The organism is Loktanella sp. Alg231-35 (assembly GCF_900143545.1).
Lineage (GTDB): Bacteria > Pseudomonadota > Alphaproteobacteria > Rhodobacterales > Rhodobacteraceae > Yoonia.
The window spans coordinates 38250-54630 of the sequence record NZ_FREV01000002.1 but is presented as its reverse complement, the minus strand read 5'-3'; the positions used below and the strand labels follow the sequence as shown (position 1 = coordinate 54630).

Genomic DNA, 16381 nt, shown 5'->3' with positions numbered 1-16381 from the left:
ACACAGGCTTGCGCATTGGCCAGCGCTCAGGCACGACAAGTGCATGACAAAAACGCTTCTTTCCTTTGGGCACGGTTACAGCGCCCGCGCCCTGTCTCGCGTTCTGCTGCCGCAAGATTGGCGGATCATCGGCACCACAAGATCCGAGGACAAAGCACCCCGGCTGATGAAAGAAGGGATCGAGCCGCGCATCTGGCCGGGCGCCGATATGATCCCCGCATTGAATGCCGCGACGCATCTTTTGATTTCTGCCGCGCCCGGTGACGATGGTGACCCCGTGCTTGCCGCACTGCATGATGAGATCGCAAAACGGGCCGGGCAATTTGAATGGGTGGGCTATCTGTCTACCACGGGCGTCTATGGTGATCATCAGGGGGATTGGGTCGATGAAAACACCGCCCTGACGCCGGCAACGAAACGGGGTATCGCGCGCGTCAAGGCCGAGGCCGCATGGTCCGCCATCTCCGACCTACCGCTGCACGTCTTCCGGCTGGCAGGCATCTATGGTCCCGGTCGCGGGCCGTTTTCCAAAGTACGAAATGGCACAGCCCGGCGGATCATCAAGAAAGACCAACTGTTCAGCCGCACCCATGTCGCCGATATCGCCCGTGTTCTGGCGGCGTCCATCAACAAACCAAATCCCGGTCGCGCCTATAACGTCTGCGATGATGCGCCAGCGCCGCCAGAGGACGTCATCGCCTACGCCGCTGAATTGCTAGGTATGCCAATCCCCGAAGCGGTGGACTTCGAAACAGCAGAGATGACGCCAATGGCCCGCAGTTTCTATGCCGAAAGCAAGAAAGTGCGAAATGATCGGATCAAGAATGAGTTGGGGGTTGAGCTGCTCTACCCCGACTACAAATCCGGGCTCAAGGCGCTATTGGCACAGGAAATCGGTGCCTGAAGGCCCAAGCGATGCTGGCGTAGATCAGCAAAAAGACCACGCCGGTGGCAAAGTAGGACCCGTAGACGACGAGGCGGTCCGCCAGTTCCAGATTGTTCAGGAACGGATAGGGCAAACCGCTTGTCACAGTGCCTGAGGGGCTGGTGTTCAACCGCTCAAAGATCAGTTCTGCCGACAACAGATACACCCCGACGGTACCGAACAACCATGCAAAAGCTGCACCCATCCGCCGATAGCTGCGATGAATGAATATGGTATCAATGACCTGCAAAGCAGGCCCCAGCCCATGCAGGTACAGCTCCAGATGCCAGGCACCCAGTTGGCCATCACTGGTCACTGAATTCGGGTCCGCGAGGTATAGCCGCCAATAGAGCATCACAACCATGGTGTTGATCACGGCGGTCATACAGACAAAGCCGTCCCAACGCCGGCCGCTGCGCCCCTCCTCAATCGCCATCATGCGGCTGAAGGCAAAGAACGAACAAAACAACGCCCAGACCGTGAGGAACCGGAACGGTCCGCCAAAATGCTCCCAACCGCCAAAGATCAACATGCGGATGCAATAGCCTCCGGCCAGCAGAAACGCGGTCCAGCGGAATATCAGGCGGGGGTTCATTTTCATCAAAAGCTCACTTTTTCAGCGCAGCATGCGCAGCGCGGGCAGGATGCGTCCAGCACAACGCGACGTCCGCCGCAGGCCTTGCCCAATTGTTGCAAACAACCCATATCAAAGGCGCGTGAATCCAAAGGCCAAATACATGACTCTTCGCCAAAAAACCGCCGATCTGCTTGAAACTGCCAGGGTGCGCAACTTCATCGTTGGCGTGATCATTTTCAACGCCATTATTCTTGGGATGGAGACGTCAAAATCGCTGATGGCGATGGCGGGGCCATTGATTGAAATGCTGGATCGCATCTGCCTTGCGATCTTCGTGGCAGAACTGGCCGCAAAACTCTTTGCCCAGCGTCTGTCGTTCTTCCGCAACGGCTGGAACATCTTCGATTTTGTTATTGTCGGCGTGTCGCTGATACCCGGCAACGGCGGCCTGTCGGTGCTGCGCGCCTTGCGCATCTTGCGCGTACTGCGTGTGATTTCTGTGGTGCCATCATTGCGCCGGGTGGTCGAAGGTTTTGTAACCGCCCTGCCCGGCATGGGGTCGGTGTTCCTGCTGATGGGTATCGTATTTTACATCGCCGCAGTCATGGCCACCAAACTGTTCGGCGACAGTTTCCCCGAATGGTTCGGCACATTAGGCCAGTCCGGTTATTCGCTGTTCCAGATCATGACACTGGAAAGCTGGTCCATGGGCATCGTGCGCCCAGTGATGGAAATCTACCCCTACGCTTGGGCGTTCTTTGTGCCGTTCATCATGGTCACGACATTCGCGGTGGTGAACCTGTTGGTCGGTCTGATCGTGAATTCGATGCAGGACGCGCATGCAGAGGAAGGGAACGCCGCGACGGATGCGTATCGTGATGACGTGCTGGCAAAGCTGGACGCGATTGAGAAGCGATTGGACGAACAACAGCGAGTTGCAACAGATAGCTCCATTCTGCAAGTGCGATAAGGTAGACACGAACGAAGCATAGATTGCCATTTCCGCCGAACCGCGCGTTGGTGTCGGCAGTCTGTCTGGGGTTTGGAAATGCAACAATCGGTCAGATCGTGAAACACTTCAATGCCCACTCAACGCCGCCCAAACCCCAAACGCCCCCACCATTATCAGCGTCACGGCCCAAACCAGATCCAAATTGAACCAGGTCTTTGACAAGAACCGCAGGCCCAGCCACAGGTTGATCACCATGGCGATCAACCCACCTGCCAGTGTCATCGCGGCGGTATGCGCCAAAGCCACTGTGAACGCTGTCAGGATATTGCCGCGCATCAAAGCCTCTGCCGCCTTATGGCCAGTGTCCGCATCCACCGCACATATCCCCAAAAACAGTGGCACCAGCATCAGCCCCGCGCCATGGGCATTGGCCGCCAGAAACGACCAGAACGCCAGCCGTGCCGGATGCACCCGCGCCAGTGCTTTGGGGTGGCGGCGGTTGATCAGTAGATAAACGCCCATCGCGATCACTGACAGGCCCGCGGCGACGCGAATTTCCACCTCCCACTGCACCAAGAACAGCATGATGGAAAATGGCACAAGGATCGCGAGCATCGCCAAGAAATGGCCCAACGCCAGCAGGCCCAGCGCTTTTGGCAAGGCGCTACGCTTTCGCTCCATCAGAGCAGCGGAAACCGCCAACGGCCAGCCCATACCGGGGTTCAGGCCGTGGTAAAGACCGGACAAAATGACGGCCCACCAAAGGGCCGCCACTGTCGTCAGTTCAGAAATCACTTAGACGGGCGGGTAACAGAAACTGTCTGTCGAACAGTCACCACCCTCAAGCCGGATCTGGTGACTGCGATAGCCTTTGGGGAAATCGATGTAGAAATCCTTGTCCAGATGGAAGCCATTCTCGTCATTGTTGGCCATGACCATCTGCCCACCTTCATCATCAGGATAGAACTGATCATCCCATGTGGAATAAAGCGAGTTGGTCCAATAGACGCGTTTGCCGTCGCGGCTGATCTCGACCATCTGCGGGCCGTAGGCAAAGGGTTTGCCGTTGGGATGGTCCGCACCACGGGCAATGCCGCCCACCTCGACTTTACCGGCCAGCACAGGGTTCATCGGATCAGAGACATCGTACTGGTGCATCTCACCCAGCCCCCAGCAGGCAACGTAGAGGTATTTGTCATCAAGGCTCAGGTCGATGTCCGTGACCAATGGCGGCACCGCCTCGAACCCTTGCAACAACGGCGGCAGGTTTTCCGGCTTTTCGGGGCGCGGGTCGATGGTAATCGTCTTTTTCGACTGCCACTTGCCATCATCGTCACGCCACCAGGTAAAGATCGCGCCTTGCAAGTTTGTGGTATCCACGACGACGCCACAGAACCCATAGGATTTCGTGGGGTCGTGGGCAGGGCGAATTTCCAGCGCCATCTGATGGTTTTCGCCAAAATCCATCGTCTGGATGTTCTTGCGCGCACGCAGATCCCAGAAATGGATCGAATGGCCGTATTTGTTGGACAGCAAATCCTCGGCCACAACGCCATTTTCAAATTGTGGGGGCAGGCCCCATTCGGAACTGACCATGTAATCCTGCGGCAGGTTCCACCAGAAATCATAGTGTTTGTCCTGCTTGCCACGGTCCATCTCGTACTGGCCAATGATCTCGAATGTTTCGCAATCCATGATGAAGATACCGGGCGGTCCGTCGGTGCCATCTGCGCCACCGCCGCCTAGGCAGGACACATAGATGCCCTCTGGGCCGCAGTGGATCGTATGCGGGCGGGAATAGCCGGTCTTGGCGAACAGCTCTTCGGGTTCAATTGTTTTGTGAATTTTGGCTTTTAGCGGCTCTTTGACGTCAATCACATAGATGCGTGACGACCGGATACCCGGCACAATCAGATAGCGACGTTCCAGAAACGCATGCCCGGTCAAAGGCGAAAGCGAAGACGAACAGGCGTTCCAGCCAAAGTGGTGAAATTCGTCACCTTTGTTGGGCACAATCACCTGATGCACAATCTGGCCGTAGCTTTTGGATGATGGGTTCACATCGACCACAGCGATGCCATCCGACTGCGCCCCATCGGGGCTGAGCATCACGGTGAATGCGTAATTTTCGACCGGGGCCTGCATCGCCAGTTTCGGCGACGCGTGGAACGTGGGGTCTGGCCGTAAGTTCATATTAATCCTCCCTAGAAATTTGCGCGGCCGAAAGGGCCACGTTCAAATCTGCCAAGGAAGGCGCCGTCTGAAACGCAGGTGCCATTGGCGCAATATCGCCTTGGCACGATTTATCATATTCAATCTTTGTTTGGCGTATCCGATTTCACACAAATGATCCTTGGTCAGGTCGGCAGCTTGGCCCATTCCACCATTTGACGCAATTTTTTTCCGAATGTCTGAGACCCAGCCAGCGGGTTCCCTACAAGGTGCGAAACCGAACTTGAACACAGTCAGCGTTGATGCTTACCTTCTCACTCAGGCCAAATTTTATCACAGGCGGGTGCGTTCATGACCAACGAAGAGCGGGAAATGTTACCTGTCTACCCGGATCTTGATTGCTTTCGCGAGTATGACGACCCGCCCGAGATCATTCCGGGTCGTTCTTCGCGTGACTGGATGGACGACACCACGCAGCGGTTCGCCTATCGCTGCACTCCGCTACCCATTGCCAATGCCAGCGGGTGGGAGATCATCCTGCCGTTCACGATCGCCGCGCATTGGAATGGTGGCATGAAGCCGGAAGATGTAACAGTAACCTGCGCTGACCCGAACCAGCGGATCGACCACATTGTCGGGCCGGTGTTTGGGCATGGCATTCTGACTTTCCACCCCGGTTACCTGTTCCGCACCTCACCAGGTTGGGCAATTGTCGCGCGCGGCGCGCCGAACACCGTCAAGGACGGCATCACGGGGCTCGAAGGGTTGATTGAGACGGACTGGCTTCCTTTTGCTTTTACGATGAATTGGCGGTTCACTCGGCCCGGAACGGTGGAATTTGCGGCAGGCGAGGCGTTCTGCTTTCTCTCGCTTGTCCCGCACGCGGCGCTTGATCGTATCCAGCCACGCCTGCGCAGCTTTGAAGAGGCCGAAGACCTCAAAGCGAGTTACGATCTTTGGCGGAGCGAGCGTGCGGATTTTCAAGCGCGACTGGCCCGCGGCGAACCGGATGCGGTCAAGCTTGGCTGGCAACGCGACTACGTAAAGGGACGTGACCCATCAGGACGGGTGGAACCTGATTTCCACCTATCACGCCGGCAACTCAAAGCGCCGGAATAGGCGTCAGAGAACCCTTATGACTTTGTGCGTGATTTGCGCAGCTTCTCCGAAAGTTTGGTAACCTCATCCCGGATAAGATCAGCCCATTCGCGGAATGGGTAGATGTAGATAAGCAGCGGGTTCTTGTCCGGCACACCTGTTTTTAGCGCGCCCATCTCTTCTTTGCAGACGCCAGGGTTGTAGTACGTCCCGAACATCACATCAAACAGCGGAACAACACTGGCGAGGTTCTTTCCATAGGCCTCTGGAACGTCTGCATGGTGCCAACGATGATATCTGGGAGAGGCGAACAGATACTTAAACCGACCATGATCCCAGTCCAAATCCAGATGGATGTAGATGCCCTGCACTGCATAGAACAACGCGACGATTGGAATGATTTCCGGGATCTGCATCCATGTGAGCAGCAAGACATAGGCCATCGTCATCAGGAACGATTCAAGGAAATGAACGCGTAGACCCGTAAAGGCGTTTACATGCGTATCAGAATGGTGGGCGGCATGGGTGGGCCAGCCCCATTTGGTGTGCATGGCGCGATGACTCCAATAATCCGCGAAATCCTTGGTGATAATGCCAATGATGCAGACAACAAAGAGCGGCAGACCGTCCCAGATCGCAGGATCAAGGGTCGGAATGCCCAATGCGTCGTACTGTGCTTGCAGAAAGTCATTCACGTCATCAACGAAAAAGTACACAGCGACAAGATTGAATGAAGCGATCACAATCGAGGTCAGCATGTTCGCATCGGCGTGAGCGGTCAGTTCTGACGCCTTCTTAAAGGCGACATACAGCAGGTATTTCGCAAGCAAGGCCAGCAAGATTTGCGTGCCAAAGCCAACCTCAAAGATCCAGTCAAACCATTCCACTTGCGCGGTTCCACACCTTCATCACCTTCACGCCATCGTGCGCTCAACCGATTGTTAAGATCGCTGCGTTCAGCTGTCTAGCTGACTTTCAAAACAATCTTGCCTATATGCGCGCTGCTTTCCATGCGCGCATGGGCGGCTGCCGCTTCTTCAAGTGCAAATTCCCGATCCATCACGGGGGCCACTTTGCCCGCCATGATCAGTGGCCAGACATGGGCGCGCAATGCGTCTGCAATCTGCGCCTTGGCGAGGTCAGACTGCGGACGCAGTGTTGATCCGGTAACCGTCAAACGGCGCGTCATGAGCTGCACCAGGTTCAACTCGGCCTTTGGCCCTTGTAGAAATGCGATCTGCACGAGTTTTCCGTCATCAGCCAATGCTTTCAAATTTCTTTGAATATACGGACCTCCAACCATATCAAGGATCAGATCAGCCCCACCCAGAACTTGCATTTTTTCAACAAAATCGTTCTCACGGTAGTTGAACGCAGCTTCGGCACCCAAATCCACGCAAGCTGCACATTTCTCGGCCGATCCCGCAGTTGCAAAGACCCGCGCGCCAAAGGATTTTGCCAATTGAATGGCCGTTGTCCCAATCCCGGAACTGCCGCCATGCACCAAAAAGCGCTGCCCGGCCCGTAGTTCGCCGCGCATGAAAACGTTGGACCAGACGGTAAAGAAAGTCTCGGGCAGGCAGGCCGCTTGGCGCAGGGTCAAACTGCCGGGGATCGGCAAGCAATGGGCAGCAGGGGTCGCCACATATTCGGCGTAACCACCGCCGGGCAGAAGCGCGCAAACCTGATCACCAACCTTGAACGAAGACACGCCCGCACCGCAGGCCACAACCTCGCCTGCGGCTTCAAGTCCCGGCAAATCGCTCGCACCTTTTGGCGGATTGTAGAGCCCTGCACGCTGAAGTGCATCCGGGCGATTGACCCCGGCATAGGCAACCTTGATCACCACCTGATCATTCGCAGGTTCGGGCATGGGGCGATCCGTCAGCCGCAAAACCTCTGGCCCGCCGGGTTGTGAAATTTCGATTGCCTTCATGGGTCTGATCCTTTTCGCTGCAATCCAGCTATGCTGCATCAGACGGGCTTTGACAAACCCAACTTATTGCGGATCGCGCCACATACCCGGCAGATCGACATCTGGTGTTTTCGACGGTGCTTTAACCCCTGACATCATACGATCCAACGTGGCAGCAAAAGGTTTGGTCAGCGGATTATCCCGCAACTGCGCCTTGACCTTTTCGAACTGCATCACGTTGTCGATGCGCCGGTCGATAAACGCATCTGTGGTCTGTCCATCCAGACTGTCATCACCCAGCCAGAACAGCACAACCGAACTATAGACCCCCGACAGGGTCAGCCGTTTGGTGTACCAGTTCACATCTCGTGAGGTATCGCCCAGCGCATTCCAGATCTCGTCCGCCGTACCCCAGACCAACTTGGCCCCGTCTGCCGCCATATGGGGCAAGGCAAAAAGAGCCGTGCCACGACGCACGGCTTCTTTATCATCCACAGCACGAAGGCGCAGGCGGATCGCATGAGCAACCTTGTCGCGAAACCGCATGTCATGCAGATCGGCCTCTTTCAACGCGGCGACCATCGCCGCATCTCCACGTTTGTGATAGGCAATCGCCAGATCAATCGCCCCACGCGGGCAAAGCGTTTTGGCATGGGCCGGATCGATTCCGGCTTCGGCAACGGCGGCGTCAAATGTGTGAGGCGCCCAGCCATCAAAGGCCACATGGGGCAGTGCAGCATCCAAAAGCTGGTCCAATGCGGGATCAATTGGTGCGGTCATCATAGCGGCCTCCATCGGGTTATCCTGTACTGGACAAACTAGTATGTTCTTGCTATCTGCCCACTTCCTGCAATTTTTGCAAATCCAACTTAGAAAGGTGGTGTAAACCACATGCAGGTTAGTGTTCGTGATAACAACGTCGATCAGGCGTTGCGTGCTCTGAAAAAGAAGCTCCAGCGTGAGGGCGTTTTTCGTGAAATGAAGCTCAAGCAGCATTTCGAAAAGCCGTCCGTGCGTAAAGCGCGCGAGAAAGCAGAAGCTATCCGTCGTCAGCGCAAGCTGGCACGTAAGAAGCTCCAGCGCGAAGGTCTGCTGTAAAGCGTTTTGGGTTTGACTTGAGATAGAACATCACAAATCGCGTTCGACCGTCAGGGAGAGACAGCGAATTGTGATTCAGCTCAAACCACAAACGCCCAAAAGCGACCCTTCGACGTTACGATCAAAGAACCCCCGTCTGAGAGATCAGACGGGGGTTTTTGTTTGGTTTAGAGACCGATGCGGAACTGAGAGAACCCGGTGTCGCTTTGCCCGGCTTCCTCGATATTCACGCCCGGAACACCGTCGGCATAGGTCGCACCCGCCGGTCCCGTTTCAAAGATCACGGTGGTGTCGGCCAGTGGCGCGAATGACCAGTTCCCATCAGCACGCGGGCTGACAGTGCCTTGCTCCACGATATAACGCACAATGACATCGCGGTTGGTGTCGGGGCCCTCAAAGATCACAGTTGATCCATCGGCACCGGGGAAGCTGCCGCCTCCAGACGCGCGATAGTTATTCGTGGCCACGATGAATTCCTGATCGGGATCAATCGGTGCGCCGTTGAATTGCAGATTGATGATGCGGTTAGCATCTGCGTTGATCACGGCCCCTTCCCGGTCAAACCTTGACGGTTGCGACAGATCAATCTGATAGGTCACCCCGTCGATCACATCAAAGTTGTAGCTGGGGAAATCAGGGTTCAGCAAAACAGCGTCGCTGGCCCCTGCATCCACTTGATTGAACATACCGGCAGAGCGTTCCAGCCAGTCCTTGACCGTTGCACCAGTGATTTTCACGGCACGCACGGTGTTCGGATAAAGATAAAGATCCGCGACATTCTTGATCGCCACATCACCAACCGGCACGTCGGTATAATACTCTGGGCCACCGCGTCCGCCCGCCTTGAACGGCGCTGCGGCTGACAGGATCGGCAGGCCTTCATATTCAGTGCCAACCATCTGTTCGGCAATATACCAGACCTGCGCGTTTGAAACGATCTGAACCGACGGATCATCCGCCACCAGCGCGAAATAGCTGTGCAATGCCGCATCCGTCTTGCCTACCGCGGTGCGCACATAGGTCAGCGTTTCTTCATGCACGTCGGCGATTGAGGCCAGAACCGGCTCAAAATCTTCAACCAATGGCGTGATGCTGCGGTCCTCTTCGCGGCGCGAAATCGGACGTGCTTCGGCGGTGTGCGATAACACGCGCCACTGCCCGCCATCATTTTCCAACAACAAGTCGACAAGGCCCATATGGCTGCCCCAGAAGCCACCCATAACGCCGGGTTTGCCGCCGATGGTGCCTGCGGCGGTATCAACGCCTGCCCAGTCATCATAGTTGGACGATGGGAACACCAGATGGCTGTGCCCAGTCAGAATCGCATCAATCCCATCCACGGCAGCCAATGGGATAGCCGCGTTTTCCATACCGTCGCTATCATTTGCTTCACCAATGCCAGAGTGGCACATGGCAACGATGATATCAGCGCCCTGTTCCTTCATCTGCGGAACATAGGCACGCGCGCTGGCCACGATATCGCGCGCCTGCACGTTGCCCTCTAGATGCTTGCGGTCCCAGTTCATGATCTGCGGCGGGACAAAACCAATCAGCCCGATCTTGATCGGTATGGCGGCGCCATCGCCATCGATAATCTCGCGGTCCAGAATCACATACGGCGGCAAAAGCGTCGTGTCCGCGGTCGGCGACGCGCCCATTTCCTTAACCACATTGGCCGAGACAACCGGGAATGCAGCACCTGACACAGATTTCATCAGAAACGAAATGCCGTAGTTGAACTCGTGATTGCCAAGTGTTGAAGCGTCAAAGCCCAGCGCATTCATCGCGGTGATGACGGGGTGCATGTCCCCCTCTTTCATGCCCCGCTCATAGGCAATGTAATCGCCCATCGGGTTGCCTTGCAGAAAATCACCATTGTCCAGCAACAGCGAATTGGTCGATTCCGCGCGTACGCCTTCGATCAGACTGGCAGTGCGGGACAGGCCGACAGTGTCGACCGGCCGATCAGCGTAGTAGTCGTATGGAAACACATGCACATGCAGGTCGGTGGTTTCCATCAAACGCAAATGCGCCTGACCGGTGGCGGCATTGACCGAAAACGGGTGCATTGCGATCAGGCCAGCAGACCCGGCAAGAAAATGACGTCGGTTAAATGTAAGTTGCATAGTAAGACTCCCCATCCAGAATATTGTCAGGGTAGTCCCTCACACCCTCTTGTCACAAGGTTATGACGTTCGTGTCTGATCCATCAGCGTAAACTGACCCATCAAGGTGTATCCTGCGGGCGCATTCGTAGAACCAAAGGCGCGATCGCCGCAACAAGCAGCGCCCCGATCAGAAATGGCATTCCCGGCAGGTATAATCCGTCGTCATTCACGAAACGCTCGAACACGCCGGTCAGCATCAGGGGGGCCGCAACCGCGGCGACTGATGACAGCGATGCAATGACACCCTGCACCAACCCTTGCTGATCCTCGCCCACGCGATTGGCAGCAAAAGCTGTCATCAGCGGCGGCGCCATATCGGATAGTGCGGCCAAGGGCAGAAAGACAATAATCGCCCAGATCGCTCCTGCAAAGCCAAAGCCGATCATCGCGATGATGGCCGTCCCAATGGCAAACAACAGTGTGTTGTAATCGCCAAACCGCCGCGTCAGTTGCGGCAGGACACCGGCCTGTACCACGGCAATCAAGACACCATAGGCCGACAGCGTAAGCCCGATGGTAAACCCATCCCAGGCAAAAACCTCGCGCCCCCAGAACGCCCAGAGCGTTGGATAGACCATATTCGCAAATTCGAACACAAAGATGCAGATTAGCGGGATGGCAAGGCCGGGCACGCGCAAGGCCCGCAGGATCGTGGCAAAGGGGTTCAATTCGCCCCTGCCAAAGGCGCGGCGGTTCTCTGGTTTGAGGGATTCGGGTAAGATGAAAATGCCAAAGGCCACATTCGCCGCCGACAGGGCTGCCGCTATCCAGAACGGCGCCGTGATATGCCAGCCAGACGCCAGCCCACCCAATGCCGGGCCTAGCACAAAACCAATTCCGAATGCCGCACCAATCATGCCAAAGGCCGCACCGCGTTGGTCAGGCTTTGCAATATCCGCAATATACGCTGTGGCCGTGATATATGTGGCCCCCGCCATCCCCGCCACAACACGGCCCACCAACAATACCCAATAGGTCTGCGCCAGCGCCATGATCACATAATCAATCGTCAGGGTGACCAAGGCCGCGATCAGAATGGGCCTGCGCCCATAGGCATCTGATAAGCTGCCCACGATGGGCCCAAAAAGAAACATCGCGGCGGCATAAGCCGACATCATGATGCCACCCCAGAACGCACCTTCCGCGGTGCTGGACGCACCGACCCGGTCCATAAGATCGGGCATGATCGGGAACACGATGCCCACGCCAATGGCATCGATCATCAATGTCGCAAGGATAAACAAGAACGGGCCGGTCAGCTTCATGCCGCCAATCGATACCGCTTTGGTGTGGGTATCAACCCGCTATCGAAACACTGCTGACAGTTAATGCTGCTCCGGCACCAAAATCTCGCGCTTGCCGACGTGATTGGCGCCGCTGACCACGCCTTCGTCCTCCATCTGCTCTACCAGACGTGCGGCTTTGTTATAGCCAATCGCCAACTTGCGCTGGATGTAGGATGTTGAGCATTTGCGATCCTTGATCACAATCGCCACGGCGGTGTCATAAAGCGCGTTTTCACTGTCCGAGCCGTCACCAAGGCCCAACACCAGATCAATGCTGCTTTCAGCCCCGTCAGGCGGGCCTTCGACAACGCCAGACATATATTCAGGTGGTCCGAACCCTTTGAGGTGGTTGACGATTTCTTCAACTTCCTCATCGCTCACGAACGGACCATGCACACGGGTGATTTTGGAACCGCCAGCCATGTAAAGCATGTCACCCATGCCCAGAAGTTGCTCGGCTCCCATTTCACCAAGGATCGTGCGGCTATCGATTTTCGACGTGACCTGGAACGAAATCCGCGTCGGGAAGTTCGCCTTGATCGTGCCGGTAATCACATCCACCGATGGACGCTGTGTCGCCATGATCAGGTGAATGCCCGAAGCACGCGCCATCTGTGCCAAACGCTGAATGCAGGCTTCGATTTCTTTGCCGGCCACCATCATCAGGTCGGCCATCTCATCCACAATCACCACGATGTATGGAAGAACCTCTGGCTGGAACTCTTCGGTCTCAAAGATCGGATCGCCCGTTTCATCATCAAACCCGGTCTGCACCGTCCGGCTGAACATCTCACCCATGGCAAGCGCATCCTTCACCCGGCCGTTGAAACCGTCAATATTGCGCACGCCCATCTTGGACATTTTACGATAGCGTTCTTCCATCTCGCCCACGACCCATTTCAGGGCGACGACCGCCTTCTTTGGATCGGTCACGACGGGGGACAGCAGATGCGGAATGCCGTCATAAACAGAGAGCTCCAGCATCTTGGGATCAATCATGATCATCCGGCACTCTTCCGGTGTCAGCTTATATAGCAGTGACAGGATCATCGTGTTGATCGCCACGGATTTACCCGAACCGGTAGTACCTGCGATCAACAGGTGAGGCATCTTGGCAAGGTTCGCGATGATCGGCTCACCCCCGATGTCCTTGCCCAAAGCCAAAGGCAGTTTCTGGTTACCGTCGCCAAAGTCGCGATGGGACAGGATCTCGCGCAGGACAACTTTTTCGCGGTTCTCATTTGGCAATTCGATACCAATAACAGAGCGGCCCGGAACGGTGGATACTCGTGCTGACAGTGCTGACATGGAACGGGCGATGTCATCAGACAGGCCGATCACGCGGCTGGCCTTCAAACCGGGCGCTGGTTCCAACTCATACATCGTGACAACGGGACCGGGGCGGACCGAGACAATCTCGCCCTTCACGCCGTAATCATCCAGCACGCTTTCCAGCATGCGGGCGTTTTCTTCCAAGGCTTCATCGCTCAGATGATGGCGTTGGATTTCTATCGGATTCATCAGCAAACCCAAAGGCGGGTGCTCGTATGAGGCATATTTATCTTCAAACTTCAGCGCAGGCTGCGCTTCGGCCTTGGCCTGTTTGGATGGCTGCGGCGCACGCTTGGGCGGGTGCTGGACCACGCTACGCGGCTCTGCCGTTGGCACGGTGACCTCTGGGATCGGCATATGCGGCGCTGCCATGCGGGGGGCTTCTACCGGGATTTCCAGCAGTTCTTCCTCGTCCGAGGTGTCTTCTTCGAGCGGTTCAAACACCAACGGTGCAGGGCCGCGACCCGCGGTCAAGGCTGGTTCAATCCGCACGCCGGTAGGCGACGGTGCGGGCGTGCGGTTCTTGATGGCGTCGGCAATCCGCGCGCTGACGCGATCGCCGCTGCCCGCGTCGGGTAGGGCAACATCGACGGGTTCCGGCGTCACCAGCTCTGGCTCGGGCATCGCGTCATTGCGTTTCAGCAGGCCTGAGAGGAACCCACCCTGCGGAGCGTCCGGCTCTGCTGTGGTACGGGCAGATGCGGCAAGTGGTGGCGCTGCAGGGATCGCGGGGGCAGTGAGTGGTGGTTCAGCGGTGGGCATTGCAGGGTTGGAGCGCACAACAGCCGCCGCACGGGTGCGCGCGGATGTCAGAGGCTCTGGCATCGCAAACGGGGCAGACAAAGCAGGTTCTTGGGTCCGCGCCTCATGGGTTTCATGCATTTGCGCGCGGCGGGCCTGCACATTGGCGGACACGCCCTGAGCCGCCATGGCCGAGAATTCAGCGCTCTTGCCCAAAACGCGCAGGATCATCGCATACAGCATGACAGTGCCTAGAAACGTAAAGCGGCCAGCGGTCTTTAGCTCTGGCTTGGTAAAGCCCAGCACGAAAGCCATCAGCGCAATCAGCGCGATACCGGTCAATAGTGACAGCAGTTTCACGCCAAAGATCGCGCCAAAAGGCACAATGGTCAGGATCACACCCAGAACAGTGTCCCCAAACAAACCACCCACACCAAAGTTGGCGGGCCAATCTATGGCCGGGGTCAATGTGGCGGCATGAACGGACGCCACGACAATAGCCACAGGAGCGAAAATCAAACGTCCAACTGCACGTTCCTGCCCGTGATGCATGACAAAGCGCACGCCCCACGTGATCAGCACCACCGGCACGACCCAAATGCCAAGACCGATGATCATCATCAACGGGGCGGCAACCGAAGCACCAAAATGACCCAGCCAATTTTGCACCGGGGCGTCGGTGGCGGAAATCCAGCTTGGATCAGTGGGCGAATAACTGGCCACCATCGCGCCAATCAGCAGGCCCAACAGGACCAGACCAAGGCCCAACAGCTCTTTGCTGCGTTTTTCAATCGCCGCCTGCGTGGTGCTATCCAAAAGCGGGTCGCGCCGCCGTGTCTGATAAGAAGCCATGCTGCCGTTCCTCAACTATACAAACAGTCGCGGATCAGGGTGAGACCGCGCTGCATTTCTTGTGTTGGGGCCACCATGGCGACCCGAATGTATTTCTTGCCGGGGTTGCCCCCGTTTGTGTCGCGGCTCAGGTAGGCACCGGGCAGCACCCGCACGCCTGTCTCTTGCCAAAGTTTGACAGCCGATGTTTCGCCGTCATCCGTCGGAAGCCACAAAAAGAACCCCGCCTGCGGGGATTGGTAGCCATTGATATGGCCCAGAATGTCGTCCGCGATCTCATACTTGCGATGATAAAGCGCGCGGTTCTCTTCCACATGGGTCTCGTCGCTCCACGCAGCGGCGGCGACGGCCTGCAAGGGCTCTGGCAGCGGCGCACCAGCAAAAGCACGAAGCAGGCGGATGCGGGCGATGGCCTTGGGCCCACCGGCGCAAAACCCGGACCGCAAACCGGGCAGGTTTGACCGTTTGGACAGCGAATGGAAAATCAGGACCCGTTCTGGATCAGCACCCATGTCATGGGCGATCTGCAACGCACCGGGCGGCGGTGTGTCGCGAAAAATCTCGGAATAGCATTCATCGGCAAAGATGATGAAATCATGCTTCTCTGCCAATGCGATCAACGCGCGCCAATAGGTTTCATCGGCTACGGCACCCTGCGGATTTGCGGGCGAACAGATATAGGCGATGGCGGTGCGATCCAGCGTATCAGTTGGCAAAGCATGGAAGTCAGGCAGATGCCCTGTGGCTTTGGTCGCGGGCACATAAATCGCCTCGGCACCGACCGACAAGGCGGCCACAGCATAGACCTGATAAAACGGATTTGGGGTCAGAATGACAGGTTTGCCATTCTTCTCTTCCGGGCAAAGCGCCATCGCGGCGTTGTAAAGCCCCTCGCGGGTGCCGTTCAGCGCCAGGATTTGTGCGGCAGGAATGTCCAGATTGTAACGGCGCTTAAGAAACCCGCCAATGGCATCCAAAAGCGGTGGAACGCCATAATTGTCAGGGTACTTGCCAAATCCGGCAAGGTTGTCCGCGATGATGTCACCCACGAACGCTGGAAACGCATGGCGCGGCTCGCCAATGGTCATATTGATAGTCTCGGACGCCTGTGTCGGCACGTCCAAGAGCGCGCGCAAGCGCGGCCACGTTGCTGCTGGGAGGTCCGAAAACCGCTCAGGAAATACCATATCTGCCTCAATACGCCGGATCATTTCGCCCGACTTTTTTCCAAACTAGCGCGGCAGGAGCGGTCGTGTCCAGAAGAA

The 16381-nt window shown here is 56.8% G+C and carries 14 protein-coding genes; 4 read left to right on the top strand and 10 right to left on the bottom strand.

Going from position 1 to position 16381, the window contains the following annotated elements:
• Window positions 1-43 precede the first annotated feature (43 nt).
• The gene (locus tag DHN10_RS03890; protein ID WP_108813960.1) at window positions 44-904 is read left to right on the top strand and encodes an SDR family oxidoreductase; all 861 of its coding nucleotides are present in this window, start codon (window positions 44-46) and stop codon (window positions 902-904) included.
• Here the strand turns inward: DHN10_RS03890 and DHN10_RS03885 are convergent.
• On the bottom strand, window positions 870-1526 hold the full coding sequence (locus DHN10_RS03885; RefSeq protein WP_234416997.1) for an androgen-induced gene 1 family protein: 657 nt from the start codon (window positions 1524-1526) through the stop codon (window positions 870-872). The two genes, DHN10_RS03890 and DHN10_RS03885, sit on opposite strands and share 35 nt — an antisense overlap.
• Window positions 1527-1662: 136 nt before the next feature.
• Here DHN10_RS03885 and DHN10_RS03880 point away from each other — a divergent pair, with 136 nt between their 5' ends.
• Complete coding sequence (locus DHN10_RS03880) at window positions 1663-2472, top strand: ion transporter (RefSeq protein ID WP_108814491.1); 810 nt, start codon at window positions 1663-1665, stop codon at window positions 2470-2472.
• A gap of 108 nt (window positions 2473-2580) precedes the next feature.
• Here DHN10_RS03880 and DHN10_RS03875 read toward each other — a convergent pair whose 3' ends face one another.
• Together DHN10_RS03875 and DHN10_RS03870 are read right to left on the bottom strand one after the other, a co-directional pair.
• Window positions 2581-3249, bottom strand: coding sequence for a hypothetical protein (locus DHN10_RS03875; protein ID WP_108813959.1), 669 nt, complete (start codon window positions 3247-3249; stop codon window positions 2581-2583).
• Window positions 3250-4647: a selenium-binding protein SBP56-related protein gene (locus DHN10_RS03870; RefSeq protein WP_108813958.1), complete on the bottom strand. Its 1398-nt coding sequence runs from the start codon at window positions 4645-4647 to the stop codon at window positions 3250-3252.
• Window positions 4648-4977: 330 nt separating this feature from the next.
• Here DHN10_RS03870 and DHN10_RS03865 point away from each other — a divergent pair, with 330 nt between their 5' ends.
• Entirely contained in the window at window positions 4978-5745 is a 768-nt protein-coding gene (locus tag DHN10_RS03865; RefSeq protein WP_199910629.1) for a DUF6065 family protein, read from the top strand.
• Between the two features lie 14 nt (window positions 5746-5759).
• On the opposite strand, the gene DHN10_RS03860 is transcribed toward DHN10_RS03865, so the two are convergent.
• The 3 genes from DHN10_RS03860 to DHN10_RS03850 all read right to left on the bottom strand — a co-directional run bounded on the left by DHN10_RS03860 (window position 5760) and on the right by DHN10_RS03850 (window position 8422).
• Window positions 5760-6611 (bottom strand): sterol desaturase family protein, encoded by an 852-nt coding sequence (locus DHN10_RS03860; RefSeq protein WP_108813957.1) that lies wholly within the window; start codon window positions 6609-6611, stop codon window positions 5760-5762.
• A gap of 77 nt (window positions 6612-6688) precedes the next feature.
• A complete protein-coding gene (locus DHN10_RS03855) occupies window positions 6689-7660 on the bottom strand; it encodes an NAD(P)H-quinone oxidoreductase (RefSeq protein ID WP_108813956.1) in 972 nt (323 codons plus the stop codon).
• A gap of 63 nt (window positions 7661-7723) precedes the next feature.
• Window positions 7724-8422, bottom strand: coding sequence for a COQ9 family protein (locus DHN10_RS03850; protein WP_108814489.1), 699 nt, complete (start codon window positions 8420-8422; stop codon window positions 7724-7726).
• A 108-nt stretch (window positions 8423-8530) separates the two neighbouring features.
• Between DHN10_RS03850 and rpsU the strand changes: the two genes are divergently transcribed.
• The gene (gene rpsU, locus DHN10_RS03845; protein ID WP_008231221.1) at window positions 8531-8737 is read left to right on the top strand and encodes a 30S ribosomal protein S21; all 207 of its coding nucleotides are present in this window, start codon (window positions 8531-8533) and stop codon (window positions 8735-8737) included.
• Window positions 8738-8904: 167 nt separating this feature from the next.
• On the opposite strand, the gene DHN10_RS03840 is transcribed toward rpsU, so the two are convergent.
• The 4 genes from DHN10_RS03840 to DHN10_RS03825 form a co-directional block, all read right to left on the bottom strand.
• Window positions 8905-10863 (bottom strand): bifunctional 2',3'-cyclic-nucleotide 2'-phosphodiesterase/3'-nucleotidase, encoded by a 1959-nt coding sequence (locus DHN10_RS03840; protein WP_108813955.1) that lies wholly within the window; start codon window positions 10861-10863, stop codon window positions 8905-8907.
• A gap of 101 nt (window positions 10864-10964) precedes the next feature.
• On the bottom strand, window positions 10965-12170 hold the full coding sequence (locus tag DHN10_RS03835) for an MFS transporter (protein ID WP_108813954.1): 1206 nt from the start codon (window positions 12168-12170) through the stop codon (window positions 10965-10967).
• Between the two features lie 60 nt (window positions 12171-12230).
• On the bottom strand, window positions 12231-15116 hold the full coding sequence (locus DHN10_RS03830) for a DNA translocase FtsK (protein ID WP_108813953.1): 2886 nt from the start codon (window positions 15114-15116) through the stop codon (window positions 12231-12233).
• An 11-nt stretch (window positions 15117-15127) separates the two neighbouring features.
• A complete protein-coding gene (locus tag DHN10_RS03825; protein WP_234416995.1) occupies window positions 15128-16327 on the bottom strand; it encodes an aminotransferase class I/II-fold pyridoxal phosphate-dependent enzyme in 1200 nt (399 codons plus the stop codon).
• Window positions 16328-16381: the final 54 nt, after the last annotated feature.

Coding starts and splice junctions, on each gene's coding strand:
- DHN10_RS03890 (WP_108813960.1), top strand. CDS start 44: ATGACAAAAACGCTTCTTTCCTTTGGGCACGGTTACAGCGCCCGCGCC.
- DHN10_RS03885 (WP_234416997.1), bottom strand. CDS start 1,526: ATGAAAATGAACCCCCGCCTGATATTCCGCTGGACCGCGTTTCTGCTG.
- DHN10_RS03880 (WP_108814491.1), top strand. CDS start 1,663: ATGACTCTTCGCCAAAAAACCGCCGATCTGCTTGAAACTGCCAGGGTG.
- DHN10_RS03870 (WP_108813958.1), bottom strand. CDS start 4,647: ATGAACTTACGGCCAGACCCCACGTTCCACGCGTCGCCGAAACTGGCG.
- DHN10_RS03865 (WP_199910629.1), top strand. CDS start 4,978: ATGACCAACGAAGAGCGGGAAATGTTACCTGTCTACCCGGATCTTGAT.
- DHN10_RS03855 (WP_108813956.1), bottom strand. CDS start 7,660: ATGAAGGCAATCGAAATTTCACAACCCGGCGGGCCAGAGGTTTTGCGG.
- DHN10_RS03850 (WP_108814489.1), bottom strand. CDS start 8,422: ATGATGACCGCACCAATTGATCCCGCATTGGACCAGCTTTTGGATGCT.
- rpsU (WP_008231221.1), top strand. CDS start 8,531: ATGCAGGTTAGTGTTCGTGATAACAACGTCGATCAGGCGTTGCGTGCT.
- DHN10_RS03840 (WP_108813955.1), bottom strand. CDS start 10,863: ATGCAACTTACATTTAACCGACGTCATTTTCTTGCCGGGTCTGCTGGC.
- DHN10_RS03835 (WP_108813954.1), bottom strand. CDS start 12,170: ATGAAGCTGACCGGCCCGTTCTTGTTTATCCTTGCGACATTGATGATC.
- DHN10_RS03830 (WP_108813953.1), bottom strand. CDS start 15,116: ATGGCTTCTTATCAGACACGGCGGCGCGACCCGCTTTTGGATAGCACC.
- DHN10_RS03825 (WP_234416995.1), bottom strand. CDS start 16,327: ATGATCCGGCGTATTGAGGCAGATATGGTATTTCCTGAGCGGTTTTCG.